25 protein-coding genes are annotated in these 24,744 nt (G+C 66.0%); 13 read left to right on the top strand and 12 right to left on the bottom strand.

Annotation, left to right across the window (positions count from 1 at the left end; translation table 11 throughout):
- Nucleotides 1-107 precede the first annotated feature (107 nt).
- The gene (locus XM53_RS08155) at nt 108-917 is read left to right on the top strand and encodes a protein-disulfide reductase DsbD domain-containing protein (RefSeq protein ID WP_057792131.1); all 810 of its coding nucleotides are present in this window, start codon (nt 108-110) and stop codon (nt 915-917) included.
- Here XM53_RS08155 and XM53_RS08150 read toward each other — a convergent pair.
- From XM53_RS08150 to XM53_RS08130, 5 genes are all read right to left on the bottom strand, one after another.
- Nucleotides 896-4,288 (bottom strand): efflux RND transporter permease subunit, encoded by a 3,393-nt coding sequence (locus tag XM53_RS08150; RefSeq protein ID WP_057792129.1) that lies wholly within the window; start codon nt 4,286-4,288, stop codon nt 896-898. The two genes, XM53_RS08155 and XM53_RS08150, sit on opposite strands and share 22 nt — an antisense overlap.
- 3 nt (nt 4,289-4,291) lie before the next feature.
- Nucleotides 4,292-5,746 (bottom strand): efflux RND transporter periplasmic adaptor subunit, encoded by a 1,455-nt coding sequence (locus XM53_RS08145; RefSeq protein ID WP_057792127.1) that lies wholly within the window; start codon nt 5,744-5,746, stop codon nt 4,292-4,294.
- Between the two features lie 96 nt (nt 5,747-5,842).
- Nucleotides 5,843-6,385: a molybdenum cofactor biosynthesis protein B gene (gene moaB, locus XM53_RS08140; protein WP_057792125.1), complete on the bottom strand. Its 543-nt coding sequence runs from the start codon at nt 6,383-6,385 to the stop codon at nt 5,843-5,845.
- A 17-nt stretch (nt 6,386-6,402) separates the two neighbouring features.
- Complete coding sequence (locus XM53_RS08135; RefSeq protein ID WP_057792123.1) at nt 6,403-7,008, bottom strand: metallophosphoesterase family protein; 606 nt, start codon at nt 7,006-7,008, stop codon at nt 6,403-6,405.
- Entirely contained in the window at nt 7,005-7,787 is a 783-nt protein-coding gene (locus tag XM53_RS08130) for a uracil-DNA glycosylase (RefSeq protein ID WP_057792121.1), read from the bottom strand. The genes XM53_RS08135 and XM53_RS08130 overlap by 4 nt, the downstream gene beginning before the upstream one ends.
- Nucleotides 7,788-8,007: 220 nt before the next feature.
- Between XM53_RS08130 and XM53_RS08125 the strand changes: the two genes are divergently transcribed.
- The 8 genes from XM53_RS08125 (at nt 8,008) to XM53_RS08090 (ending at nt 13,461) form a co-directional block, all read left to right on the top strand.
- A complete protein-coding gene (locus XM53_RS08125) occupies nt 8,008-8,958 on the top strand; it encodes an aspartate carbamoyltransferase catalytic subunit (RefSeq protein ID WP_057792119.1) in 951 nt (316 codons plus the stop codon).
- A complete protein-coding gene (locus tag XM53_RS08120; protein WP_057792118.1) occupies nt 8,955-9,512 on the top strand; it encodes a hypothetical protein in 558 nt (185 codons plus the stop codon). Before XM53_RS08125 ends, XM53_RS08120 begins: the two co-directional genes overlap by 4 nt.
- Before the next feature lie 76 nt (nt 9,513-9,588).
- Nucleotides 9,589-10,119, top strand: coding sequence for a hypothetical protein (locus XM53_RS08115; RefSeq protein WP_057792116.1), 531 nt, complete (start codon nt 9,589-9,591; stop codon nt 10,117-10,119).
- A complete protein-coding gene (pyrC, locus tag XM53_RS08110) occupies nt 10,116-11,402 on the top strand; it encodes a dihydroorotase (protein ID WP_057792114.1) in 1,287 nt (428 codons plus the stop codon). Before XM53_RS08115 ends, pyrC begins: the two co-directional genes overlap by 4 nt.
- Nucleotides 11,395-12,000 carry a glycerol-3-phosphate 1-O-acyltransferase PlsY gene (gene plsY / locus XM53_RS08105; RefSeq protein ID WP_057792112.1) on the top strand — a complete coding sequence of 202 codons (606 nt, stop codon included), beginning with the start codon at nt 11,395-11,397 and terminating at the stop codon, nt 11,998-12,000. The genes pyrC and plsY overlap by 8 nt, the downstream gene beginning before the upstream one ends.
- A gap of 126 nt (nt 12,001-12,126) precedes the next feature.
- Nucleotides 12,127-12,660: a GbsR/MarR family transcriptional regulator gene (locus tag XM53_RS08100; protein WP_057792110.1), complete on the top strand. Its 534-nt coding sequence runs from the start codon at nt 12,127-12,129 to the stop codon at nt 12,658-12,660.
- Between the two features lie 24 nt (nt 12,661-12,684).
- The gene (locus tag XM53_RS08095; protein WP_144435488.1) at nt 12,685-13,110 is read left to right on the top strand and encodes a hypothetical protein; all 426 of its coding nucleotides are present in this window, start codon (nt 12,685-12,687) and stop codon (nt 13,108-13,110) included.
- Nucleotides 13,111-13,122: 12 nt separating this feature from the next.
- Nucleotides 13,123-13,461, top strand: a complete 339-nt coding sequence (locus XM53_RS08090; protein ID WP_057792107.1) for a hypothetical protein — start codon at nt 13,123-13,125, stop codon at nt 13,459-13,461.
- A gap of 96 nt (nt 13,462-13,557) precedes the next feature.
- On the opposite strand, the gene XM53_RS08085 is transcribed toward XM53_RS08090, so the two are convergent.
- The 3 genes from XM53_RS08085 to XM53_RS08075 all read right to left on the bottom strand — a co-directional run bounded on the left by XM53_RS08085 (nt 13,558) and on the right by XM53_RS08075 (nt 16,229).
- Complete coding sequence (locus XM53_RS08085; RefSeq protein WP_057792105.1) at nt 13,558-14,928, bottom strand: glutamate--cysteine ligase; 1,371 nt, start codon at nt 14,926-14,928, stop codon at nt 13,558-13,560.
- A 63-nt stretch (nt 14,929-14,991) separates the two neighbouring features.
- Nucleotides 14,992-15,504 carry a hypothetical protein gene (locus XM53_RS08080; protein ID WP_057792103.1) on the bottom strand — a complete coding sequence of 171 codons (513 nt, stop codon included), beginning with the start codon at nt 15,502-15,504 and terminating at the stop codon, nt 14,992-14,994.
- Complete coding sequence (locus XM53_RS08075) at nt 15,501-16,229, bottom strand: 16S rRNA (uracil(1498)-N(3))-methyltransferase (RefSeq protein ID WP_057792100.1); 729 nt, start codon at nt 16,227-16,229, stop codon at nt 15,501-15,503. The genes XM53_RS08080 and XM53_RS08075 overlap by 4 nt, the downstream gene beginning before the upstream one ends.
- 11 nt (nt 16,230-16,240) lie before the next feature.
- Between XM53_RS08075 and ubiA the strand changes: the two genes are divergently transcribed.
- From ubiA to XM53_RS08055, 4 genes are all read left to right on the top strand, one after another.
- The gene (gene ubiA / locus XM53_RS08070; protein WP_057792098.1) at nt 16,241-17,206 is read left to right on the top strand and encodes a 4-hydroxybenzoate octaprenyltransferase; all 966 of its coding nucleotides are present in this window, start codon (nt 16,241-16,243) and stop codon (nt 17,204-17,206) included.
- A gap of 63 nt (nt 17,207-17,269) precedes the next feature.
- Complete coding sequence (locus XM53_RS08065; RefSeq protein WP_057792097.1) at nt 17,270-19,192, top strand: OmpA family protein; 1,923 nt, start codon at nt 17,270-17,272, stop codon at nt 19,190-19,192.
- Nucleotides 19,179-19,502: a hypothetical protein gene (locus XM53_RS08060; protein ID WP_057792095.1), complete on the top strand. Its 324-nt coding sequence runs from the start codon at nt 19,179-19,181 to the stop codon at nt 19,500-19,502. The genes XM53_RS08065 and XM53_RS08060 overlap by 14 nt, the downstream gene beginning before the upstream one ends.
- Before the next feature lie 231 nt (nt 19,503-19,733).
- Nucleotides 19,734-20,819 (top strand): energy transducer TonB family protein, encoded by a 1,086-nt coding sequence (locus XM53_RS08055; RefSeq protein ID WP_144435487.1) that lies wholly within the window; start codon nt 19,734-19,736, stop codon nt 20,817-20,819.
- Between the two features lie 125 nt (nt 20,820-20,944).
- Here the strand turns inward: XM53_RS08055 and XM53_RS08050 are convergent, their stop codons facing one another.
- The 4 genes from XM53_RS08050 to hisD form a co-directional block, all read right to left on the bottom strand.
- Entirely contained in the window at nt 20,945-21,517 is a 573-nt protein-coding gene (locus XM53_RS08050) for a helix-hairpin-helix domain-containing protein (RefSeq protein WP_057792091.1), read from the bottom strand.
- Nucleotides 21,518-21,635: 118 nt separating this feature from the next.
- Nucleotides 21,636-22,316 carry a cysteate racemase gene (gene cuyB / locus XM53_RS08045; protein WP_057792089.1) on the bottom strand — a complete coding sequence of 227 codons (681 nt, stop codon included), beginning with the start codon at nt 22,314-22,316 and terminating at the stop codon, nt 21,636-21,638.
- A gap of 7 nt (nt 22,317-22,323) precedes the next feature.
- The gene (gene cuyA, locus XM53_RS08040) at nt 22,324-23,328 is read right to left on the bottom strand and encodes a D-cysteate sulfo-lyase (protein WP_057792087.1); all 1,005 of its coding nucleotides are present in this window, start codon (nt 23,326-23,328) and stop codon (nt 22,324-22,326) included.
- Between the two features lie 7 nt (nt 23,329-23,335).
- On the bottom strand, nt 23,336-24,643 hold the full coding sequence (gene hisD / locus XM53_RS08035) for a histidinol dehydrogenase (RefSeq protein ID WP_057792085.1): 1,308 nt from the start codon (nt 24,641-24,643) through the stop codon (nt 23,336-23,338).
- Between the last annotated feature and the right edge of the window lie 101 nt (nt 24,644-24,744).

Below are 24,744 nucleotides of genomic sequence, written 5' to 3'. Positions count from 1 at the left end.
GATGGGGGTCGCGGCGGCTGTGTGCAACCATCGTGGCTTGAGAGTGGCGGGATTTCTCGCTTCAATGTGAATTGGCAAAGACGACGAAACCCGCCATGAGAGGCGTCATGCGAAAGATAATCACCCTTTTGAAAGCCGCCCTGGTCGCGGTCTGTGCCGCGCCGGTCGCGGCGCAGGGTACCGCCGACATGGTGCGGGTCGACGTGCTGCCGGGATGGCGGGCGGCGGATGGCAGCCATTATGCCGGGTTGCGGCTGGACCTGGCGCCGGGATGGAAGACCTATTGGCGCAGTCCGGGCGAGGCCGGTGTGCCGCCGCTGTTCAACTGGCGGGGGTCGCGCAACCTTTCAGGCGTCGACGTGATCTGGCCCGCGCCCAAGCCGGTGCCGCAGTTCGGGTTCATGACCATCGGCTACGACCATGACGTGGTGGTGCCGCTGCGCATCCGCCCCAAGGCGGGCGGGCGCGATGTGCGGCTGGAAGGCCAGTTGGAGATCGGGGTGTGCAAGGATATCTGCGTGCCGGTCAGCGTGAACGTGGCGCAGATCCTGCCCCATGCTGCGAAAAAGCCGGATCCGGCTATCGTGGCGGCCTTGACCGAGCGCCCCTATGGCGCCGACGAGGCCGGGGTGCGCAGCGTGGCCTGCCAGCTGTCACCGGTCGCGGGTGGTGTGCAGCTGACGGCGACGATCCGGATGCCGAAGCTGGGCGTCGGGGAATACGCGGTGGTCGAATCAAGCGATCCCAGTGTCTGGGTCTCGCCGCCCGAGACCACGCGCCAGGGCGACAGCCTGATCGCGCGGACGGTGTTGAGCCATGTGGACGGGCGGTCCTTTGCGGTTGATCGAAGGGGGCTGCGCTTTACCGTGCTGAGCCGGGGCGGTGCCGTGGATATTCAGGGCTGCTCGGCGGGCTGACGCCGCATGGCGTGGCGGATCGCGACCACGGCGTAGAGCAGTATCACGATCAGAAGACTTCCCAACACGAAGAGCAGCAGGGCCGACGGCATAGGCTCGGCGACGGCCAGGGCCGAGAGCGGTTCGGGCAAGCGGCCGGTGATGGCGGCTGTGCCCAGTGTGGCGGCGAAGAGGATCGCGATGGCCACCCCGCCTGCCAGCATGACGCCGCGCAATTCCCCGGGCCTGGAGCGCAGGGCGCGGCGCAGGGAGGTGGTCTGGCGCGCGACGTCGGACTGGATGGCGATGATCGCGGGCACCAGCAGCAGAACAAGCACCATGCCGAAGGCCAGGCCGTAGACCAGCGTGATCACAGTCGGCTTGATGAACTGCGCCTGCGTGGATTGCTCGAAAAGAAGCGGGGCGAGGCCCAGCACCGTGGTGAGCGTCGTTAACATAACGGGGCGCAGGCGGTCGACGGCGCCTTCGATGATGGCCGGGACGATGCCACGTTCCTTGGCGTAGTCGTCGATGGTGGTCACCAGGACGATAGAGTCGTTGATGATGATGCCGGTCATGCCCAGAAGCCCCACCACGGTGAACATCGACAGAGGCACGTCCCAGTAGGCGTGGCCGTATATGGTGCCGACAAGACCGAAGGGGATGATCGACATCACCACGACGGGACGGGTCCAACTGGCGAAGACCCAGGCGAGGACGAGGTAGATGCCGGTCAGCGTCAGGATCAGGCCGAGGCGGGCGTCGTTCAGGAACTCGTTTTCCTGTTCGGCGAGGCCGCCCAATTGCCATTCGACCTGATGGACGCTGGCGATGCGGGGCAGGATCTCGGTTTCCAGCGCGGTGCTGATCTCGGCGGCGCGGGCGGGGTCATCCTCGGAAATATCGCCGGTGACATTGATGTGGCGGATACCGTTTTCGCGTCGGATGGTGGAAAAGCCCACGCGTTCGGTCACGCTGACGATATCGGCGAGGGGCACGTAGGCGCCGGTGGGCGCGCGGATCTGCATGCGTTCGAGGAAGTCGGCGGTGAGTTCTGATTCCGGCACCTCGACGCGGATCTCGGCGCTGCGGGCGCTGTCGGGATAGGTCGCGGCCTCGATCCCGTTGAGGCGGTGGCGCAGGACGCTGCCCATGCCGTCGATGGTGAAGCCGAGCGCCTGACCTTGCGGCGTGAGTTCGAGGATCAGTTCCTGCTTGTCATAGGCCAGGTTGTCCTCGACCGCCGACACCTCGGGATAGTCGAGCAGCGCGGATTTTAGCGCCTCGGAGGCGTCTTTCAGTGTCTCGGCACTCGCGCCGTAGAATTCGACGTCGAGCGCGTCGCCGCCCGGGCCGGAGCGCCAGCCGCGAAAACTGAGTTCCTCGGTCAGGGGGTGGCGGGGGACGGCGTCCTGCAACTCGGCCACGAAGGCGAAGGAGGAATAGGGGCGCAGGTCGGGGTCTATGAGTTCGATGGAGATGCCGCCAAGCTGGTCGGGTTCCTTGGTGTCGGCCCCGGCAAGGCCGCCGCCGGAATTGCCGCCGATCTGGGCGATGGCGAACTTGATGGGGTTGGCGCCGTAGCGGTCCTCGTAGTCTTCCCCGAGGTCTTCGACGGCAGTCTGGATCTGGCGCATCATGGCCAGCGTGTCGTCGCGCGTGGCGCCGGGGGCCATGGAGAAGTTGCCGGTCACGCTGCCGCGTTCGGGAGCGTTGAAGAAGCGCCATTGCACGTCGCCCTTGATGAAGAGCGCGGCCTGCGAGGCCAAAAGCACGATAATGCCGGCCAGCACCGGGTAGCGGGCGCGGATGACCAGCGCCATGAAGGGCCGGAAGGCGCGTTCGCGCAGCCAGACGAAGCCGCGGTTCACGGTCCGGGAGGGCCAGTCGTACCAGTGTTCCTTGTCCGCGTGGGCCAGTGCGTGGGACATGTGGTGTGGCAGGATCAGAAAGCATTCCACCAGCGATGCCGTCAGCACGACAATCACGGTGAAGGGAATGTCGATGATCAGATCGCCGAAGCGTCCGCCGATGGCGACAAGCCCGAAAAAGGCGATGAGCGTGGTGAGCGTGGCGGAAAAGACCGGCAGGGCCATGCGCCGGGCGGCGCGTTCGGCGGCCTGCACGGGATTTTCGCGGTACTTGCGCACTCGCGCGTCGGCATGTTCGCCCACGACGATTGCGTCGTCGACGACGATGCCCAGCGTGATGATCAGCGCGAAAAGCGAGATCATGTTGATGGTCAGCCCGGCCGCATACATCAATGCTATGGCCGCCAGCATCGCCACGGGGATGCCCGCCGCAACCCAGAAGGCTGTGCGGGCGTTGAGGAACAGGAACAGCAGTGAGACCACCAGCGCCAGCCCGGTCAGGCCGTTTTCCATGAGCATGTCGAGGCGGCCCGAGATGGCCTCGGAGCGCGTGTTGATAAGCGTTAATTCCGTGCCTTCGGGCAGGGTCGCTTCCATCCGGGCGGCGATGTCCTCGACCTGGGCCTGGATGGCGAGGGCGTCGCCATTGGCGGAGCGATCGACGCGGATTTGAAGCGCTGGGTTGTCACCGACGAAGTACTGGCGTTCGCGGTCGATGCCTTCGACGCGCACATCCGCCACATCGCCGATGGTCAGCTTCGATCCGTCGGGATTGGAGCGCAGGATCAGCGCCTCGATCTGGTCGGTCGCGCGTTTCTCGGTGCCGACGCGGACGCGGGTGGCGCCGCCGGTGACGTCGCCCGCCGGGTCGGTATCAGCCTCTGCAGCGATCACGGCGGCGATCTCGGCCATGGTGATGTCGTAGGCGATCAGATTGGTGGTGGGCACTTCGACGATGGTGTGCGGGGCGGCGACACCCTGAAGCGTGGTGCGGGTGACGCCGGCGTCGTAGAGGCGGGTTACCAGCTCGTCGGCGAATTGCCCAAGCTGCGGCGTGGCGACGGGGCCGGTGAGGACGATATCGGTGACGCGATCGGTCCAGGAGCCACGGGTGACGCGGGGTTCCTCTGCCTCTTCGGGCAGATCGGTGATGCTGTCGACAGCGGCCGAGACTTCGTCGGCGGCGCGGCCCATGTCCCAGCCGGGCTCGAATTCCAGCTGGATGCTGGCGGTGTTCTCGCGCGAGGTCGCCTGCGAGGTTTCCACGCCTTCGACGGCCAGAAGCGCGGGTTCGAGCACCTGCACGATGCCGGCGTCGATATCCTCGGCGCTGGCGCCGTGCCAGAGTACGGAGACGCTAACCTCGTCGATGACGACATCGGGGAAGAACTGGGCCTGCATCCGCGGGGCGGCGGCGAGGCCGAGGACCACGAGAACCACGAGCAGCAGGTTCGCCGCCGTGGGGTGACGGGTGAAATAGGACAGGATGCCGCCGGCGCGGTCGGACAGGTCGCGGACCATAAGTTAGCTGCCCATGCGGCGTTCGAGCCGTTCGACGGTTTGCGCCGGGACTTCGGGCTGTTCAAGCTGGCCCAGCAGGCGGGTCTTCATCGCGGCGGGAATGTCCGGGCTGTCCTCGACAAAGCGGCGCAGGCGGGCCCGGCGGTCTTCGGAAAGTTCGAGCATCTGGGCGGTGTCGTCGGCCTGGGGCGCGTTGCCCAGGGGGCGGACCTTGAGGCCGGGGCCCAAGAGCGGGCTGCGCTCGGTCACGACTTCCAGGCCATCGAGGCTGTCGCCCGAAACGAGGATGTCGTTGCCCTGGCGGCGGACCAGCGTGACGGGGACGGCGCGCAAGCGGTCCTCGGCCGTCAGCGCCAGCACGGTGCCGTCCGAGCCAAGTGCGGTGGCGGGCAGGCGGACGAGGTTGTCGAGCGGGGGTTCCTCGATCAGGACCGTGACGAAGTCGCGGGGCTTTAGGCCTTGGGGGTCGTCGATGCGGGCATAGACGAGACGCCCGGTCTGGCCTTCCTCAACCCCGGCGCTGTCGCGGGTGATGCGGCCGGTGGTTTCCATTTCCAGCCCGAAGACATCGAGCCGGATGCGGACAGGGGCGAGGATCAGATCGCCGTTTTCATCCAGCAGGCGGCGGTGCTGGGCGGTGGAGACGCGGAAGGCCACGTCGAGAGCGGTGGTGTCGATGAGGTCGGCCAGCTTCTCGTTGGCCGAGACCAGCCGGCCCTCGACCACGCTGACGGCTTGCAGCGTGCCGGTGAAGGGGGCGGTGATGGTGGTCTCGTCCAGCGCCTTTTGCGCCTCGGCCAGCGCGATGCGGCTGCGCGACAGGCGGGTCTGGGCCTGGTCGACGCGGGCCTCGGCGGTGGCTTCGGCCTGGCGGCGGGTCAGGACGGCCTGTTCGGCGCTGGCGGCGTCGAGTTCGGCGAGTTCCACGGCGGCGGCGGTGCCGACGCCGCGTTCTTCGAGGTCAAGCTGGCGGTCGAGGGCGCGCTTGCGCAGCTCGGCCTGCGACTGTGCCGCGGCAAGCTCGTCTCGGGCGAGGTTTAGGCCACGTTCGGCCTCGCGCACCTCGGCCTTGGCATCGGTCAGGTCGGCGCGGGCCAGATCGAGCGCGAATTGCGCATCCGACGGGTCGATCCGGGCCAGAACCTGTCCGTCACGGACGCGGCCGCCATCCTCGAAGAGCGCGGTCAGTTCGGTGACGCGCCCGGGGGTGTCGGAGCGGATTTCCAGCGTGCGGCGGCTTTCGACCTCGCCATAGGCGGTCAGGACGGGCGTTTGCGTGCCCGGTTCGGCGGTGACGGTGTTGACGGCAAAGACGCGTTCGCGCCGCTCGGGCGCCTCGGTTTCGGCGCTCATGCGTTCCTGCACGGCGGAGAACACGATTTGCCCGGCATAGGCAAAGAGGCCCACTGTCAGGGACAGCAGGAACAATCCGGTCAGGCTGTGGCGCAGGAACCGCATTCAGATCAACCTTTTAAGCCACTTGGCGCGGGGCAGTCATACCATAAAGATAGACGCCCGCGGCAAGGTTTCATGGGGCTGATACGCGGCCAAAGGTCACTTCCGTCGCAAATGTTCGTCCAGACGTGGCATTATTTCGACGAAATTGCAGGGGCTGTGGCGGTAATCGAACTGGTAGGACAGGATTTCGTCCCATGCATCCTTGCAGGCGCCGGGGCTGCCGGGCAGGGCGAAAAGATAGGTGCCGTTCGCCACGCCGCCCGTGGCGCGGGATTGCACGGCGGAGGTGCCGATCTTTTTCATCGACACGATGGTGAAGACCGTGCCGAACGCGTCGATTTCCTTTTCATAGACGTCCCTGTGCGCCTCGACCGTGACGTCGCGGCCCGTGAGGCCGGTGCCGCCGGTTGAGATTACCACGTCGATTTCGGGGCTGGCGATCCATTCGCGCAACTGTTCGGTGATCTGGTCGCGCTCGTCGCGGACGACCATGCGGTCGGCGAGGATGTGGCCCGCCGCCTCGATCCGGTCTACCAGCACGGCGCCCGAGCGGTCCTGGCTGAGGTCACGGCTGTCGGAGACGGTCAGCACGGCGATGCGGACCGGGATGAATTCCTTGGTGTCGTCGATCTTGGACATGGTGTTGGGGCGTGCTTTCAGGAACCGGGAGTGATGTCGAACCAGTTGGGGCGCGGGCCGAGATTGACCACCCTGGTCGCGCCTATCATGCCCGTCTTGCCCCAGCTGTCGTGGATGTGGCCACAGACGGCCAGTTGCGGCTGGATCCGGGCGATGGCGTCGCGGATCGCCGTGGACCCGACGGAGAGGTCATTCGAGGTGAGGTCGGCCACGCCCTTGGGCGGGGAATGCAGCACCAGGATGTCGGCCATTTCACAGTGCGAGAGCAGAGCCGCGGCCGCGTCCTCGTCCAGATCGCAGGACCATGAGCCGAAGGGCGTGGTCGGCACGCCGTAGCCCAGGCCGAACACGGTCAGGTCGTCCCATGTGGTCGCCTCGCCATGCAGAACGGTCATGTTGGGCAGCGCTGCGGCGCGCAACTCTTCCGCGCTTTCGGCATTGCCGGGGACGGCGATTATGGGCGCGGTGATGCCCGACAGCATTTCCATCGCCTCGTCCAGTCCGGCGCGGTGATTGCAGAAATCGCCCGCGCCGATGACGAGGTCAGCTTCGGCGCTGGCAGCTACTAGTTCGGCAGCTCGGGCGCGTGCCATATGGAGGTCGGAGAAGGCGAGGATCTTCATGTGTTTCCTTCGAGGCGGGCCTGAAGGTCGAGCAGGTCGGCCCAGGCTGCGCGTTTCTCATGCGGTTTGCGCAGCAGATATGCGGGATGGAACATCGGCAGAGCGGGTTTTCCAAAGGCTTGGGTCCACTGGCCGCGCAGGCGGGTGATGCCGCGTTGGCCCAAGGCCGCCTGGCAGCTGATATTGCCCATGAGCACGATCACCTCGGGGTCGGCCAGTTGCACGTGGCGTTCCACGAAGGGCAGCATCATGGCGATTTCCTGCGGGTTCGGATCGCGGTTCTGCGGCGGGCGCCAGGGCAGGATGTTGGTGATGTAGGCGCCGGTCGCGGGGTCGTCGTTCTGTCGTGACAGGCCGATGGCGGCCAGCATCCTGTCCAGAAGCTGCCCGGCGCGGCCGACGAAGGGTTTGCCCTGCTGGTCCTCGTCGCGGCCCGGGGCCTCGCCGATGATCATCAGGCGGGCCGAGGGGTGGCCGTCGGAGAACACCAGATTGCGCGCGCCGCGTTTCAGATCGCAGTGCTCGAACGCCGCGAGGGCGGATTTGAGCGCGTCGAGGGAGCCTGCGTCGGCGGCGGCGAACCCGGCCTCGGCGACAGTGTCGGCCTCGAGCGTCTTGGCGGGGATCGGGGGCGCTGCGTCGGGTTTTTTGGCCGGTACCAGCCGCTCTGGCGCCTCGTAGCGGTTCACGGGTGTGTCGCCGATCGCCTCGGTCGCGCCAAGGTCGATCTGCCAATCGAGCAGGGCAAGGACGGTGTGCGAATCCAAGGGGGCGGTCATGGGGCGGAGGTTAGCGTGTGTAGCGGGAAGGGGGAAGGTGGGTTGCTGGTCGGGCCGGATCGCCTGGGTTGCGGGGTGTGGCCAAGTGGTGGAACAGGTGGGGTGAAACCCCACCCTACGCGTCCGGTCATGCGGGTGGTGGGGTGAACCCCACCCTACGCTTGCCCCACGCGCCGGGCTTTCCTATAAGCGCGCAGGTATTTGACGACGGAGCGGTGGCATGGCTTTTCAACACGCGCATCTTCTGGGGATCGAGCCCCTGGCGCCGTCGGATATTTCCACCATCCTCGATCTGTCGGACCGGTACGTGGACCTGAACCGACGCGATCAGAAACACAGCGACGCGCTGGCGGGGCTGACGCAGATCAACATGTTCTTTGAAAACTCCACCCGGACGCAGGCCAGTTTCGAACTGGCGGGCAAGCGGTTGGGGGCGGACGTGATGAACATGGCGATGCAGGCCAGTTCGATCAAGAAGGGCGAGACGCTGATCGACACGGCGATGACGCTGAACGCCATGCATCCCGACCTGCTGGTGGTGCGGCATCCGCAGTCGGGGGCGGTGGACCTGCTGTCGCAGAAGGTCAACTGCGCGGTGCTGAATGCGGGCGACGGGCGGCATGAGCATCCCACGCAGGCGCTGTTGGATGCACTGACGATACGGCGCGCCAAGGGCCGGCTGCATCGGTTGAGCATCGCGATTTGCGGGGATATCGCGCATTCCCGCGTGGCGCGGTCGAACATCATCCTTTTGGGCAAGATGGAAAACCGCGTGCGGCTGGTGGGGCCGTCGACCCTGATGCCGGCGGGGATTTCCGAATTCGGCGTCGAGGTGTTCGAGGACATGCGCGAGGGGTTGCGCGACGTCGACGTGGTGATGATGCTGCGCCTGCAACGCGAGCGGATGGATGGCGGGTTCATTCCCAGCGAGCGGGAATATTACCACCGCTACGGCCTGGATGCCGAGAAGCTGGGCCACGCCAAGGCGGATGCCATCGTGATGCATCCCGGGCCGATGAACCGGGGCGTGGAGATCGACGGCGAGATCGCGGACGACATCAATCGCAGCGTGATCCAGGAGCAGGTCGAGATGGGCGTCGCCGTACGCATGGCCGCGATGGACCTGCTGGCGCGGAACCTGAGGGCGAAACCCAAGGAGGTGATGGCATGAGCGACCGGATCGAGATCCGTGAAAGCGAGAGCGGCGTTGTGCGCGTCTTTGACGTGGACCTGACCCGCGCGGAGGCCGAAGCGTTCAACCGTCGCAACGGCAGCTGGCCGCTGAAGGACGCGCTGGGAGCAGAGAGCCTTGATCCGCATTATGTCGACATGATGCAAATCGAGGACCTGGAAGGGTATGGCCTGAGCCAGTATCTGGAGCAGGGGATGGGCGTGTCGTCGCACGATCTGGAAGATGCGCATGTGCAGATCGAGGGCCTGAAAGGCACGGTGCTGGTCGTGGGATCGGGGGCGTTCGGAGGCGAGGCACAGGTGCTGACACCCCGCGCGCCGCTGCGGCTGGTGGCGACGTTCAACGAGGACAAGGCGCCGGTGCAGTTCGATCCGCTGCCGAGTGCAGGGGCGCAGGTGGCGCCCGCAACGGAAGACGACGACACGCCCGAGCCCAAGAAGAAATCGGATGCGGCGATGTCGGGCCGGGTGGCGATGATCGCTCTGCTGGTCCTGTTCGTGCTGACCGCTATCGTGGTGTGGGTGGCCGCGTGAGCGACGCCGTTTCCGTGATGGTGCCGCAGGCGGAGCTGGGACCTGACAAGCGCGCGCGGATGGTGGAGGCGCGGCCATGACCACCCCACGGGACGAGTGGGAAGGTATTCTTGCCCCCGGTGAAAAGGTGTTGTGGCAGGGGCGGCCCGATCCGGGCATCACGTTCCGGGCCGCAAATGCCGTGGCGCTGGTGTTCGGCTTGTTCTTCGCGGGGTTTGCGCTGTTCTGGATGGTGATGGCGGCGCAGGCGGGTGGCCTGTTCTGGATGTTCGGCCTGATCCATTTCTCAGTCGGGCTGGGGATCGCCTTTGGCGGGATCTTCTGGGAGCCTTGGAAACGGCGGCACACGTGGTACACGCTGACCGACAGGCGGGCCTTTATCGCGCGGGATCTGCCGTTGCAGGGGCGGACGCTGAAAAGCTATCCGATCACGGAGCAGACGCGGCTGGAGTGCCGCGAAGGCTCGCCCGGGTCGATCATGTTCGACCACGAGATGCGGCGGCGCAAGAACGGGCATTACCGCGTCGACATCGGGTTCGAGCGGATCGCGGAGGCCGAGACGGTGCTGCGTCTGATGCGGCAGGTTCAGGAAAGGCAGAGTGCATGACGACGGTGCTGTTTCAGAACGCCCGGCTGGTCGATCCAGAGGCGGGAGAGGTGACCGAGGGCTGGCTGCTGGTCGAGGAGGGCCGCATTGCCGCCCGTGGACGCGAAGATGCTCCGAGCAAGGCAGGTGAGCGGGTCGATTGTGGTGGCAAGTTCCTGGCGCCGGGCATAGTGGATCTGGGCGTCAAGGTCTGCGAGCCGGGCGAGCGGCACAAGGAAAGTTATCGCAGCGCCGGGGCGGCGGCGGCTGCGGGAGGCGTGACGACGATGATCACCCGGCCCGACACGGCTCCGGCGATCGACAGCCCCGAGACGCTGGAATTCGTTGCGCGCCGCGCCAACGAGGCGGCGCCGGTGAATGTGCTGCCCATGGCGGCGCTGACCAAGGGGCGCGAGGGGCGAGAGATGACCGAGATCGGGTTCCTGATGGATGCCGGTGCGGTGGCCTTTACCGATTGCGATCACGTGGTGGCCGACAACAAGGTGCTGAGCCGGGCGCTGACCTATGCGCGCAGCCTGGGCGCGCTGGTGATCGGGCATGTGCAGGATCCGGGGCTGAGCGCCGGGGCGGCGGCGACAAGCGGCAAGTTCGCCTCGTTACGCGGTTTGCCGGGGGTGGGCACGGTGGCCGAGCGCATGGGGCTGGAGCGCGACCTTGCGCTGGTCGAGGCGACGGGCGCCAAATATCACATCGACCAGGTGACCACCGCCGTCAGCCTGCCGGCGCTGGAGCGCGCGCGCGCGGCGGGGCTGGACGTGACGGCGGGCACGTCGATCCATCACCTGACGCTGAACGAGCTGGACGTGGCGGACTATCGCACCTTCTTCAAGGTCAAGCCGCCGCTGCGGTCCGAGGACGACCGCCGCGCCATGGTCGAGGCCGTGCGGGACGGCAGCATCGACATCATCGGGTCGATGCACACACCGCAGGACGAGGAGTCCAAGCGCCTGCCCTTCGAGGAGGCGGCGAGCGGGGCTGTTGCGCTGGAAACCCTGCTGCCGGCGGCGTTGCGGCTCTACCATTCGGGAGAACTTGGCCTGCCTTGCCTGTTCCGGGCGCTGGCGTTGAACCCGGCCAAGCGGCTGGGGCTGGAAGCGGGGCGCCTTGCCGAGGGGGCCCCGGCGGACCTGGTTCTTTTTGACGCCGATGTGCCGTTCGTTCTGGACCGCTGGACGCTGCGCTCGAAATCGAAAAATACGCCGTTTGACGGGCAACGCTTGCAGGGTAGGGTCCTTGCGACCTATGTTTCCGGGACTGTGGTTTACGAGAACTTAAATGCCTGATTTACAGTCCAGTTTGACCGTTCTCGCCTTGTGGGGCGTCATTGGGTACCTGATGGGGTCGATCCCGTTCGGGATGGTGGTGGCCCGTGTTCTGGGCCTGGGCAACCTTCGCAACATCGGGTCGGGCAATATCGGGGCCACCAACGTGTTACGCACTGGTAACAAGCTGGGAGCGGCGGCGACGCTGATCCTGGACGGTGGCAAGGGCGCTGTCGCCGTGCTGCTGGCGCGGGCGATGGCTGGCGAGGATGCCGCGCAACTGGCCGGGCTCGCCGCCTTTGCAGGGCATTGCTATCCGGTATGGCTGGCGTTTCGCGGCGGCAAGGGGGTGGCCACGTTCCTGGGCATCATGCTGGCGCTGGCCTGGCCGGTGGGGATCGCGTGCTGCCTGAGCTGGCTGGTGGCGGCGGCGGCGACGCGGATTTCCAGCATGGCGGCGATCTATATGGCGGCGCTGTCGACGATCTGGATGGTGTTCCTGGGATACCGGGAACTGTTCGTGCTGGGCATCGTCCTGACGCTGTTCATCTTTTTGCGGCACGCCGCCAATATCCGGCGGCTGCGGGACGGGACGGAGCCGAAGATCGGGCAGAAGTGATAAGCGCCGCGCGAGGTGCTGCTAGCACCCGGTTGTTTCCAATGAAGTCCATCGCAGTCAGGCAGCGCTTGACTTTTCCGTTTTTTCTGATATTTCTGTCACAACAGAAATTAATGGAATCACGCCATGGAGCTTTCACCCGCCACGCAGAACTTCATCCTTCACTGGGGGGAGATGGGCGCGAAATGGGGTGTCAACCGCTCGGTCGCGCAGATTCACGCGTTGCTGCACGTCATGCCGGACCCGATGACGGCAGAGGACATTAGCGAGACGTTGAACCTTGCGCGGTCGAACGTGTCGAACGGCCTCAAGGAATTGCAGGCCTGGAAGCTGGTGAAGGTCAGCCGGCAACTGGGCGACCGGCGGGATCATTTTACATCCGTTCGGGACATGTTCGACCTTGTCACCGTGGTGATCGAGGGACGACGGGAGCGGGAATACGCGCCGACCCTGGCCGCGCTGAAGGCGGTGGCCGAGGAGGCGGAGACCGATGGCACGCCCAAGAAGGTGCGCGGACGTATCCGCGAGACGTTGGAGACGATGCAGCTCTTCGACGACTGGTACCGCGACGTGTCGCGCCTGCCGCGTGCGGTGCAGCTGAGCGCGGTGAAGCTGGGCGCGCGGGTCGCGAAGTTCCTGCCGAAAGGCAAATCGGGATAAAAAATTTGGCTGGATATTTCACTCATGACAGAAATAACTGCAAACATAAAAATTCGAGAGACCTACGTTGTTGATCCCGTGGCGTTCTTTTTCGCGTTGATCGGCGCACCGCTGGCGGTGGCCGCCGGGGGCTTCTGGGCCTTGGGCATCCCGGTCTTCGCGGTGGTGCTGGGCGGGCCGTTCTATCTGGCGATCGGGGTGCCGGTGCTGCTATGGGACCTGGGCCGCAGGCCGCCGGAACCCTTGCGCATCGCGGGGCTGGCGCTGGTCAGCTATGGCGTGCCGGCGGGCCTCTTCCTGCTGTACCTGCGTGTGACCGGCGGCGAGAGCGCGGCGGAAGGATTCGTCATATTAGCCGGGTTCGGCCTGATCTTTGCCCCGCTCTGGGGCGGCGTTTTCGGCATCTTTTATCGCAATTTCCGGCGCGAGTTCTACGCGCGCCCCATCTGAAGGAGACATGACATGATGGTATTTCTACTGAGTTTCATCGGGCTGGCATTGGCCGCATTGGCGGTGTTGACCCGGATGATCCTGCTGATCGGGTCGATGCAACGGGACTGTCCCGAGACCGGCCCTGCGGCGCGGCTGGTGGCGGTGACCGTGGCCACGGGGTTCTGCGCCATCGGCGCGGGCGGTGTGCTGCTGATCGCGGCGGCGTTCCCGTTTCTGGCGCAGGCGCCGGTGGTGGCGTTCTTCGTCGGGTTGGGGCTGGCGGTGCTGTGCCTGGGCCTGGGGTTTTCGCACGCGGTCAATACGCTGCGGCTGACGCTTTACAGGTCCAAGGTGCTTGCCGATAGCTGAGGCGGGTTCGGACAGACGGGAAAGGCCGCCCTGGTCGGGGCGGCCTTTTCTGTTTGCGCGGTAAGCCCCGGGTCAAGCCCGGGGCGGGCGCGCTTATCAGTAGCTAAATTCTTCGTAGATCCGGGTCAGGTCGCCGTTCCAGGCGCCGTGATAGCGGTCGAGCAGTTCGTCGGCGGGCACACGGCCGGACTCGACGCTTTCCTGAAGCGCGTTGAGAAAATGGGTTTCGTCCGGGACCATGCCACCGGCGCCGGGGCGGGCGCGGGCCTTGAGGCCGGCCTCGGCGATGGACAGCACCTCGCGCGCGAGATCGTGCATCGAGATGTCGCCGACCTTGGCATCGAGCGCCTCGACGCTGGCGGCGACGCGCAAAGCCTCGCGGGTTTCGGCGTGCCAGCCCTTGGCCACGTCCCAGGCGGCATCGAGCGCGGACTGGTCGTACATCAGACCCACCCAGAACGCGGGCAGGGCGCAGAGCCGCCGCCATGGGCCACCGTCGGCGCCGCGCATTTCCATGAATTTCTTGATCCGCGCCTCGGGAAAGATCGTCGTCAGGTGATCGGCCCAGTCGCTGAGCGTGGGGGTCTCGCCGGGCAGCGCGGGCAGTTCGCCCTTGAGGAAATCGCGGAAGGACTGGCCGAGCGCGTCGATGTAGCGCCCGTCGCGGTAGACGAAATACATCGGAACATCGAGCGCGTATTGGGCGTAGCGCTCGAAGCCGAAGCCGTCCTCGAACACGAAGGGCAACATGCCGGTGCGGTCGGCGTCGAGGTCGCGCCAGACGCGGGCGCGCCAGGACTTGTGGCCGTTCGGTTTGCCGTCGAGGAAAGGGGAATTTGCGAACAGCGCGGTGGCTACGGGTTGCAGAGCCAGCGCCACGCGCAGTTTCTGCACCATGTCGGCCTCGGACGCGAAATCGAGGTTGACCTGCACGGTGCAGGTGCGGCGCATCATGGTCTGGCCCATCGTGCCGACCTTCTGCATGTACGCATCCATCAGCTTGTAGCGGCCCTTGGGCATCATCGGCATGTCGTCGTGCCGCCAGATCGGTGCCGCACCAAGGCCGATGAAGCCGACGCCGACCTTGTCGGCCACGTCCTTGACCTCGGCCAGGTGGACGTTCACCTCGTCGCAGGTGTGGTGGATGGTCTCGACCGGGGCGCCGGAGAGTTCGAGCTGACCGCCGGGTTCGAGGCTGACATTGGCGCCGTCCTTTTCCAGGCCAATGAGGTTGTCGCCTTCCATGACAGGGGACCAGCCGTGCTTGTCACGCAGGCCTTCCAGAACGGCGCGCACGCTGCGCTCGCCGTCATAGGGAATGGGTTTGAGCGTGTCCTTGCAATAGCCGAACTTCTCATGCTCGGTGCCGATGCGCCAGGCGTCGCGCGGTTTGCAGCCGCTTTCGAGATAGCCGGCCAGCTGGGCCTCGGACTCGATCGGGCCGCCGCCGGATTGGGGGATGGACATAGAGACTTTTCCTGCGTTGCGCGCGAACTTGGGGGAGAGGCTTGGCCCGAATGAGCGGGGGTGTCAATGCAGCCGATTGGAGTATGTGGACCAGACGGTGACGATGTCGCGATCTTGTGACGAGAGCGCGGCGAGCATCTTCTGCACGCGCAGGCCGGGCAGGGTGGCAAAGGCGTCAAAGAGCGTGTCGGCCCCCTGTGCGGTGGTCGGGATCATCAGTGCGGGTTGACCGGGTTGATGCAGGCCCCAGTGCGCGGGCTTGGCGGCGTGATCGAGCGTGAGTCGGGACATCTCGGCCAGATCCACCGTTCCGCCGGTGAGCGGGCCGAAATAGGTGACGCGGCCCTCGTCCACCTGCACGATGCCGGGCCCGCCGGTGGCGCGGCGGAAGCGGGCGCGTTGCAGGCCGACGAAACCCAGAGCCGCGCCGATGGGCAGAAGGGCGTAGCCGACCCACGACAGGATGCCGATAAAGCCGAGCGACCACCACGCGCCAAGGGCGATGACGCCCGCGCCGATAAGCACTTCGCGCCAGCGGGTGAGGCCGGCTGCGGCTTCGGGGCGGATGAAGCTCATGTCCAGTCTCCGAAGCGCTGTTGCCAGACGGTCATGGCGGCCACGGCGGCGGTGTCGGCGCGCAGGATGCGCGGACCGAGGGCGGTGGGATGCGCGAAGGGCAAGGCGTGCAGGCGCGCGCGCTCGGCGTCGGAAAAGCCGCCCTCGGGTCCGATGAGGATAGCCCAAGGGTTAGCTCGTTCGTCCGTATGAACGGCCTCGCGTTCGCCGGCGAGGGCTTCATCGCAGAACATCAGCTTACGTTCCTCGGGCCAGTCGGCAAGCAGGCGATCGAGCTTATGCAGGTCCGTCACTTCGGGGACGTAAGTGCCGCCGCATTGCTCGGCCGCCTCGACGGCGTGGGCCTGAAGGCGGTCCTGTCGGATGCGTTCGGAATTGGTGAAGTCGGTCTGCACGGGGATGATGCGGGCGGCACCCATCTCGGCGGCTTTCTCGACGATGAAATCGGTGCGGGCCTTCTTGATCGGGGCAAAGAGCAGCCAGAGATCGGGCGGGTTTTGTTGGGGCCGGGTCTGGTCCTCGACCAGCAATTCACCGCTGCGCTTGGATGCCTGCGCGACCGTCGCGCGCCATTCGCCATCGTGCCCGTTGAAGAGCAGCACGGCGTCGCCCGTGCCCTGCCGCATGACCCCGAAGAGGTAATGCGCGTGGTCGCGGTCCAGAGGAACCGTTTGCCCTTGTCCCAGCGGGTGCTCTACATAAAGCCTGATCTTTGCAGTCGACATGGGGCCAACATATGACCGGACCGAACCAGACGCCAGATGCGACCGGCGAGGTGGCCGATGCCGTCAAGGGCAACTGGGTGGACCGCTCGGCCCCGGCCTGGAGCCGACCCTATTTGCGGCTGAGCCGGGCGGACCGCCCCATCGGGACGTGGCTGCTGTTGTTGCCCTGCTGGTGGGGGCTGCTGCTGTCGATGCTGCATGACGGGCGGGCCACGTGGCACGACCTGTGGATTTTCACGGGTTGCGGGATCGGGGCGTTCCTGATGCGCGGGGCGGGGTGCACGTGGAACGACATCACTGACCGGCATATTGACGGGTCGGTGTCGCGCACAGCGTCGCGGCCGATCCCGTCAGGGCAGGTCAGCGTGATGCAGGCGCTGGCCTGGCTGGTGGCGCAGGCGCTGGTGGCGTTCTGCATCCTGCTGACGTTCAACATGGCGGCGATCATCCTCGGGATCATCTCGCTGGCGCCGGTGTGTATCTACCCCTTTGCCAAGCGGTTCACGTGGTGGCCGCAGATATTCCTGGGCCTTGCGTTCAACTGGGGGGCCCTGCTGGCGTGGACGGCGCATAGCGGGCGGCTGGAATGGCCGGCCGTGGTGCTGTATTTGGCCGGGATTGCGTGGACGCTTTTCTATGACACGGTTTATGCCCAGCAGGACGCCGAGGACGATGCGCTGATCGGGGTGAAGTCCACCGCGCGGCTGTTCGCGGAGCGCACGCCCACCTGGTTGCAAAGGTTTCTGATCGGGGCGGTCAGCCTGATGGCCATAGCGGTGATCGGCGCGGCCGTGGGCGGCTCGGCGCTGGCCGTTCTGGTGGCACTGATCGGTCCATGGGCGTTTGGCTGGCATTTGTTCTGGCAGCTCAGGCAGTTCGACATGCAGGACGATCCGACGCTCTTGCGATTGTTCAGGTCGAACCGGGATGCGGGCATGCTGCCCCTGCCGTTTTTCGCCGCAGCCCTGTTCGTTTGATTGCACTTGAGGGCCGTGGCGCATAAATAGGCCGGGTGGTAAACAACGGCGAGCCTTGGGTTCATGCGCCTTTCCTCCATTTTCGCCATTCTTGGGACGTTTTTTCTGGCCTTCGTGCTGTGCCTTTTCGCGGCGCGATTCTCGGTCCAGGTGATCGAGGAAGGCTCGCGCAATGCGGTGCGGGACACGCTGGACGAACGCGGCATGACCTGGACGGAAGTGGACGCAGACGGGTTGCAGGTGTTTCTTGCGGGCACCGCGCCGTCCGAGGCCACACGGTTCCGGGCGCTGTCGATCGCGGGCAGCGTTGTGGAATCGGCGCGGATCATCGACCAGATGCTGGTGGCCGACAGTGCCGACATCGCGCCGCCGCGATTCTCGGTCGAGATCCTGAGCAATGACAGCGGGCTGTCGCTGATCGGGTTGATCCCGGCGGCCACCGACCGTGACAAACTGATCGCGGACGTGGCCGAGAACGCGCCGGGCAAAGAAGTCACGGACCTTCTGGAAACCGCCGATTATCCGCGACCGGATACTTGGGAAGATGCGCTTGGCTACGCCGTGGGCATTCTGGAGCGGATGCCACGCACCAAGATCTCGGTCGAGGCGCGGCGGGTCAGCGTGGTGGCCATGGCCGACAGCGACGAGCACAAGCGCAACCTGGAAACACAGCTGGCGCGGCGGGTGCCCGACGGTGTGCGCCTGTCACTCGACATCTCGGCGCCGCGTCCGGTGATCACGCCGTTCACCTTGCGCTATCTGCTGGAGGATGGCGAGGGCAGCTTTGACGCCTGCGCGGCCGATACCGAAGCCGCGAAGGACCGTATCCTCGCCGCCGCCGGTCAGGCCGGTTTGCAGCAAAAAGCGCAGTGCACGCTGGCGCTGGGCGTGCCGTCGCCGCAATGGGGCCGCGCGGCCGAGCTGGCAATCGGGGCGCTGGGCGAGTTGGGCGGCGGCAGCGTGACGTTTTCGGACGCCGATATCGCGCTGGTGGCCGCCGAGGGTACGGACGAAAAGCTTTATGACACCGTGATCGGGCGGCTGGAGACCAGCCTGCCGGACGTCTTCGCTTTGAAGGCCGTGCTGCCCAAGCCCAAGGATGCCGCCGAGGAGGCGCCGCCGGAATTCGTCGCCACGCTGTCGCCCGAGGGGCTGGTGCAGATACGCGGCCGGGTCGAAAGCGCGCAGGCGCGGGAGATGGTCGACAGTTTCGCCAAGGCCAAGTTCAGCTCGGACGTTGTAAGCACCACGGCACGGGTGGCCGAGAACCTGCCGGCGGACTGGACGGTGCGGGTGCTGACCGGGCTGGAGGCGCTGGCCTATCTGTCCAACGGCGCCGTGACGGTGGGGCCGGACGACATCACCGTGTCGGGGCTGACCGGGCAGGAGGCGGCGAGCGCGGAGATATCGGCGATGTTCGCCGCCAAGCTTGGCGAGGCGGCGGAGTTCGACATCGACGTGGCCTATCGCGAAGAGCTGGACCCCGTGGCGAGCAAGCCGACGCCCGAGGAATGCGAGGCGCGGATCGCCGACGTGCAGGCCGAGAACAAGATCACCTTCGAGCCGGGCGAGACCGACGTTGATGCCAACGGCGCCGAGATCATGGACCGGATCGCCGAGATCCTGAAAGCCTGCGGCGAGATCCGCATGGAGATCCAGGGCCATACCGACAGCCAGGGCCGCGAGGTGATGAACCAGCAGCTGAGCCAGGCGCGGGCGCAGTCGGTGCTGAACGAATTGCGCAACCGGCGGGTGCTGACCTCGGCCATCCGGGCCAAGGGCTATGGCGAAAGCGACCCCATCGCCGACAATGACAGCGAGGAAGGCCGCGAGGCCAACCGGAGGATCGAATTCCGTGTCATCCGTCCGGAACCGATCGAGGAAGAGCAAACAACGCTTGAAGCGCTGGAAGAAGAAGGGCTAAACGAGACCGATGCGGCGGATGGGGACGCCGAGCAGGAATCTGGGACGGATGAACAGAACTGAATTTATCATAGCCACGGCGATAGTCCTGTTCGTGGCGTTCTGCATGGGGTGGTTCGCCAATTGGCTGGTCCACCGGTTCATCCGGGTCTCGGGGTCGGATGTGGGCGAGCTGGAACGCATGGCGCAGGAGTTGCACGAGGCCGAGGAAACCCGCGATCAGGCGATCACCTATCTGCAACAGCGCGAGGCGGAGCTGACCAACCAGCTGAGCCAGACCGAAGCGGAATTGTCGGCGACCATGGACGGTTTGCGCGAGGCACGGCACGAGGCCGAGGAGCTGCGCAACGAACTGGAGAGAAGCCGCGTCTGAGGCGTGATGGCGCCGGGTCGATCCGGAAGGGTTCACGATAGCGTAGGGCACTGTTTCGCAGAGCGACCGCTTGGCGTAACCTGCGGCCAGTGCGGGGCGGGCCCCGATGCATTGAGGAGCCGTAACACTTGTTCCTGTCGTTGAAACGCCTAGCTTGCCCTATCGTTAAGTCCGGTTGGGCCGCGCGTCGCTTTGCCCGGCGCTGCGCGCGATGATCAGCCGAGCTTTCGCATGATACGACGTTCCCTTCCCGTGGCCGTGGTGGCGATCCTTGTATCGCTCTTCCTGCATATTGCGGGCTTTGGCTGGCGGCAGGTTCTGGACACTTCCGAGGCGCCCCAAGTCCCGCAGGAGGCGCCGCCGCTGCCCGAGACAGGGCCGAGTTTCGAGGATCTGGCCGAAACGCTGCCCGAGCCGCCCGCGCCGGAGCCGGCCCAGGCGCCCGAGCCGCCGGACACGATCCAGGCCGATGACATGCCGACCTCCGAGGCGCTGGTGGCGTCGGACACCCCCGAGAACGTGACCGCCCCCGACGGCCCCGCGGCCGACACGTCAAGTCCCGACGAAGGCGCGGGCCCTGCGGCCGAGGACGCGGCAGAGGAACGCGGCGAGGACAGCAGCACGTCGGATATCGCCATGATCGCGCCCGACGCGCCCGAGGCTACGCCGCAGCCGCCGGACGGTGCCCCGGATGCCGCGCCCGAGCCTGCGACAGAGACTGCCGAGACCGAGACGCCGCAAGACCCCGAGACGGTCACGCCAGAGACCGACGAGGCGGCACTGGCTCCCACGCCAGAGGCACCCGACAACGTGATTGCGGCGGAGGAACCGGACCTGGCGGCCTCGGCTGTCACCCGGTCGCTGCGCCCGCCGGCGACCCGGCCCACCGCCGAAGAGCTTGGCGTGCCGGATCAGCCGCCGGCACAGGCCAGCCGCGCACCGACCTACGAGTCGCCGCTGACCGCCTATAAGCGCGACGGCACCGATTTGACCGCGCTGGGGCGCATCGGCAACGCCAATCCGGGCGATTTCGGCGGCTCGGGCGGGCAGGGCAACGCGGGCACGACGAACTATGCCGGGCGGGTTCTGATGCAACTGAACCGCGGCCCTCGGGTCGACAACCAGGCAAAGGGGATGGCGCGGGTCTATTTCCAGATCAACACGGATGGATCGCTGGGCTGGATACGCATTCTGGACAGTTCCGGCGCGTCGGGGATCCGCGACGCCGCCCAGGCGCAGGTGCGCAGCGCCGCCCCTTTCCCCCGCCCCCCGAGCGGACAGCCCGAGACGCTGGTGTTCGTCTATCGCAACCGCTGAGGGGCCGGACCTTTCGCCGCCTGCTGCTCGCTCAAGGCGTCCAGCATAGAAGACCGGGCATGAAAATTCGTACGAATTTTCAGCCTCGGATTATTCGTACGAATAATCTGAGGCGCGGCGCCGGGTCAATTGGTGGCTTTCAAAGCTTTTTTCTTGATCTTCTCGGCCTTCTTGACGGCCTTGGTCTTGATCGACTTAGCCTTGGCTTTCAGCTTGCTGGCGCGCTTTTTTGCCTTGGCCTTGGTCTTGCCGGATTTCTTCTTGGCTTTTTCTTCGGCCTTGGCCGCTTTCTTTTCGGCCTTCTTGGCCTTTTTCTTTGCTTTCGCCTCGATCTCTTCGGCGGCCTTCTCCGCCTTTTTCATGTCCGCCTTGGACGGCGCGGCCTTTGGCTTTTTGTCTTTCTTCCGTGCGTCTTTCTTGCCGGTTATTTCCGTCGTGGATGTCTTCGATCGTTTCGTACCTTTGGAGGGTTTTTCCGCGCTGGCAGGCGCGGCCGGAGAGGTCGGCGCAGGCGTGGGCGATGTGAGATGTTTGGCGCGTGCGATCAGGACGGGCGCGGTACCTGCGCCGATGCCGCGAACGGACAGGATGTCGTCCGGTTTTGCCTGTGCCAGTGCCTCGGCGTCGGAAATACCGGCGGCGGTAAGCTGTGCGGCCAGGCCGGGTCCGATGCCGGTGACGCGGGTGAGGTCGGTCATTTTGATGCTCCGTGAGTGTTAGACGAACATGTGTCGAGCGGAGGGATACATTGTATATACAAATTTCGCAAGGGATCTGATAGTAACCATCGCGTCGGGCGGCGCGCGCGTGAGGTCGTCAGGCCTTCGAAAAACCTACGATCGCCTGAACGAGGCAGTCGAGGCTGTCGGTTTGCGGTGTGCCGGGGGGCAGCGCGTGGGCCATCAGCGAAAGCTCGGTGCAGGCGATCAGCAGGTGATCTGCGCCGCCCGCAGTCATCTCGGCCGCGATATGCCCCAGACGCGGCGACAGGGTGTCGAGCGCCTCGCCTGCCTTGACCGCTCGGATGATGGACAAGAGCGCATCCTCGTCTTCGGCCCACAAAGGGGTGAGATCCCGCGCCGCGAATGCAGCCTCGAACACGCCGGCCTTGCGCGTGGCCGGGGAGGCGAGCATTCCGACCGTGCGCGCCCCCTCGGTGGAGAGATGCCCGGCGGTCAAGTCGATCATGTTCAGAAACGGCAGGCTGGTGGCGTGGGTCACCGCGACGGCGTAGTGATGCGCGGTGTTGCAGGGCATCGCGAGCGCCTGAGCGCCGGCGCGTTCAAGATCCTGCGCCATGGAGATCAGAACCGGCATGGGATCGGCGCCGCCGCCCTCGATCAATGCCTTGATCCGAGACGGCACCTGCGAGTTCTGGTGCACGATCAGGGGGATATGGTCGGCATCGTCCTGCGCCGGGACGGCGGCAAGCACCTTTTGCATGAGCAGGATGGTGGCCTCTGGCCCCATCCCGCCCAGGATTCCGACCGGTTTCATCGCGGCCTTACTTCGGCACGTCGAAGCAATGGCTGTAGCCGGTCAAGCCGATGGCTCCGCCGGTATGCAGGAAGACGATGCGCTCGCCTTTCTTGAAGTGGCCCTTGCGGCAGAGGTCGATGAGGCCGGCGGCGCCCTTGGCCGAATAGACAGGGTCGAGCAGGATCGCCTCGGTTTTCGCGAAGAGGTCGATAGCTTCCAGCGTGTCCTCGGCGGGGATGCCGTAGCCGGGACCGACGTAATCGGTGTTGGCGACCACGTCCTCGCGCGCGACCACGCCGGGGCAGCCCAGCTTTTCGGCGGTCTTGACGGCGAGGTTGTAGACGTTTTCCTCTTGCTTGGGTTTAGGCGCGCGGACGCCGATGCCCAGAAGCGGGATCTGAGCGTTCATCGCCTTGAGGCCCGTAATCAGGCCCGCCTGTGTGCCGGCCGAGCCGGTGGCGTGGACGATATGATCGACGTTGAGACCCATCGTTACGAACTGGTGCAGCATTTCGAAGGCGCAGTTGACGTATCCAAGCGCGCCGGTGGCATTGGAGCCGCCGCCGGGGATGGTGTAGACCTTCTTGCCCTCTTCGCGAAATTTATCGGCCACCGCTTCCATCTCGGCGTTCATGTCGAGGTCGGGGCCGCGATGTTCCATCGTTGCACCGTGCAGGTGATCCAGGAGAACGTTGCCGTTATATTTGTAGTTGTCGTAATTGTAGCCGGTCCGGTCCTCGAGCAGGATGTGACAGGCAAGGCCCAGCTTGGCCGCCGCGGCCGCGGTCTGGCGGGCGTGGTTCGACTGCGTGGCACCTTGCGTCATGACCATCTCGGCGCCCTGCTCCTGCGCCTCGGCCATCAGGAATTCCAGCTTGCGCGTCTTGTTCCCCCCCGTCGAGAGCCCGGTGCAGTCGTCCCGCTTGATCCAGATCTCGGGCCCGCCGAGCGCCTCGGAAAGGCGCGGCATGGGTTCGAGCGGAGTGGCGAGATGCGCAAGGCGCACGCGGGGAAACTTGGCGAGGTTCATCTGGGTCTTATCCTTTGGAATTTGCGGTGAGTTTGGCAGGTCGCGCCAGTTTGTCCAGCCGGATGTCGGCGGCCAGCGCGTGGCCTTCCATCCGTTCGGCGCGGCTGATGGCGGCGGTGGCGCGGGCGAGATCGGCGACCGCGTCGTCCGACACGGTCTGCCAGGTCACGGTCTTGAGGAACTTGTGCACGCTGAGACCGCCGGTATAGCGGGCCGCACCGGACGTGGGCAGCACGTGATTGGGGCCCGATGCCTTGTCGCCGAAGCTGACGGTGGTGTTCTCGCCCAGGAAAAGCGAGCCGTAGGCGGTGAGCCGCTCGCGCCACCAGTCGAGGTTTTGGGCCATGACCTGGAGGTGTTCGGGCGCCTTGGCATCGGCATAGTGCGCCATGTCCTCGGGCGTGTCGCACAGCACGATTTCGGCGAGGTCGGCCCAGGCGCGGGTGGCGGCGGCGCGGTTCGGTCCTGGAAGCGTCTCGATCAGTTCCGGCACGCGGGACATGACCGTATCCGCCAGCGTGCGGTCGGTGGTGGCCAGCCAGACGGGGCTGTTCGCGCCATGCTCGGCCTGGCTGACCAGATCGACGGCGACGACCTCCGCATCGGCGGTGTGGTCGGCTAGGATAAGGCTGTCGGTCGGACCGGCGAACATGTCGATGCCGATGGGGCCGAACAACTGGCGCTTGGCCTCGGCCACATAGGCGTTGCCGGGGCCGACGAGGATGTCCGCGGCGGGCGCCCCGAACATGCCAAAGGCCATGGCGGCGATGCCCTGTACCCCGCCGATGCACAGGATGCGCGTGGCGCCGGCGAGGTGCATGGCATAGAGCATCGCATCGGGAATGCCGGCGGCGCCATTCGGCGGCGAGCAGGCGGTGATGTCGGGCACGCCGGCCTCGCGCGCGGTGGATATGGACATCAGCGCCGAGGCGATATGGGTGTAACGCCCGCCGGGGACATAGCAGCCGGCGGCCTGCACGGGGATCTGGCGCTGGCCGGCGATCAGGCCGGGGCGCAGCTCGATCTGCATGTCCTGCGCGGTGGCGCGCTGTGCGGCGGCAAAGCGCGAGATGTTGTCATGCGCCCAGCGGATATGATCACGCAGGTCTTGCGGGACGCGGGCGATGGCGGCCTCGATGGTGGCGCCGGGCACGGCGATCTCGCCGGTCCAGCCGTCAAGCTGGCGGGCATATTCCAGGGCGGTCTGGGCGCCGCCGGTCCGAAGCCGGCCGAGCATGACCTGAACGGTGTCGGCGATATCTGCGGCGGTCTGGGGGGGCTGGCCGGGGGCGGTCTTGAGATGGGTGAAGGTCATGGCACGTCTCCTGTCCCTATCCCGATTGCGCCGATTGTGGCGATCAGGCAAGGGGCGCGACCGTTGCAGGCCCCTGTTTTTCCAAGGCCGGAAGGGCGTTT

The sequence above is a fragment of the Roseovarius atlanticus genome, assembly GCF_001441615.1.
In the GTDB taxonomy this organism is placed as follows: domain Bacteria; phylum Pseudomonadota; class Alphaproteobacteria; order Rhodobacterales; family Rhodobacteraceae; genus Roseovarius; species Roseovarius atlanticus.
The sequence above is the reverse complement of the archived record's forward strand: the minus strand, read 5'-3'. Positions and strand labels throughout refer to the sequence as shown.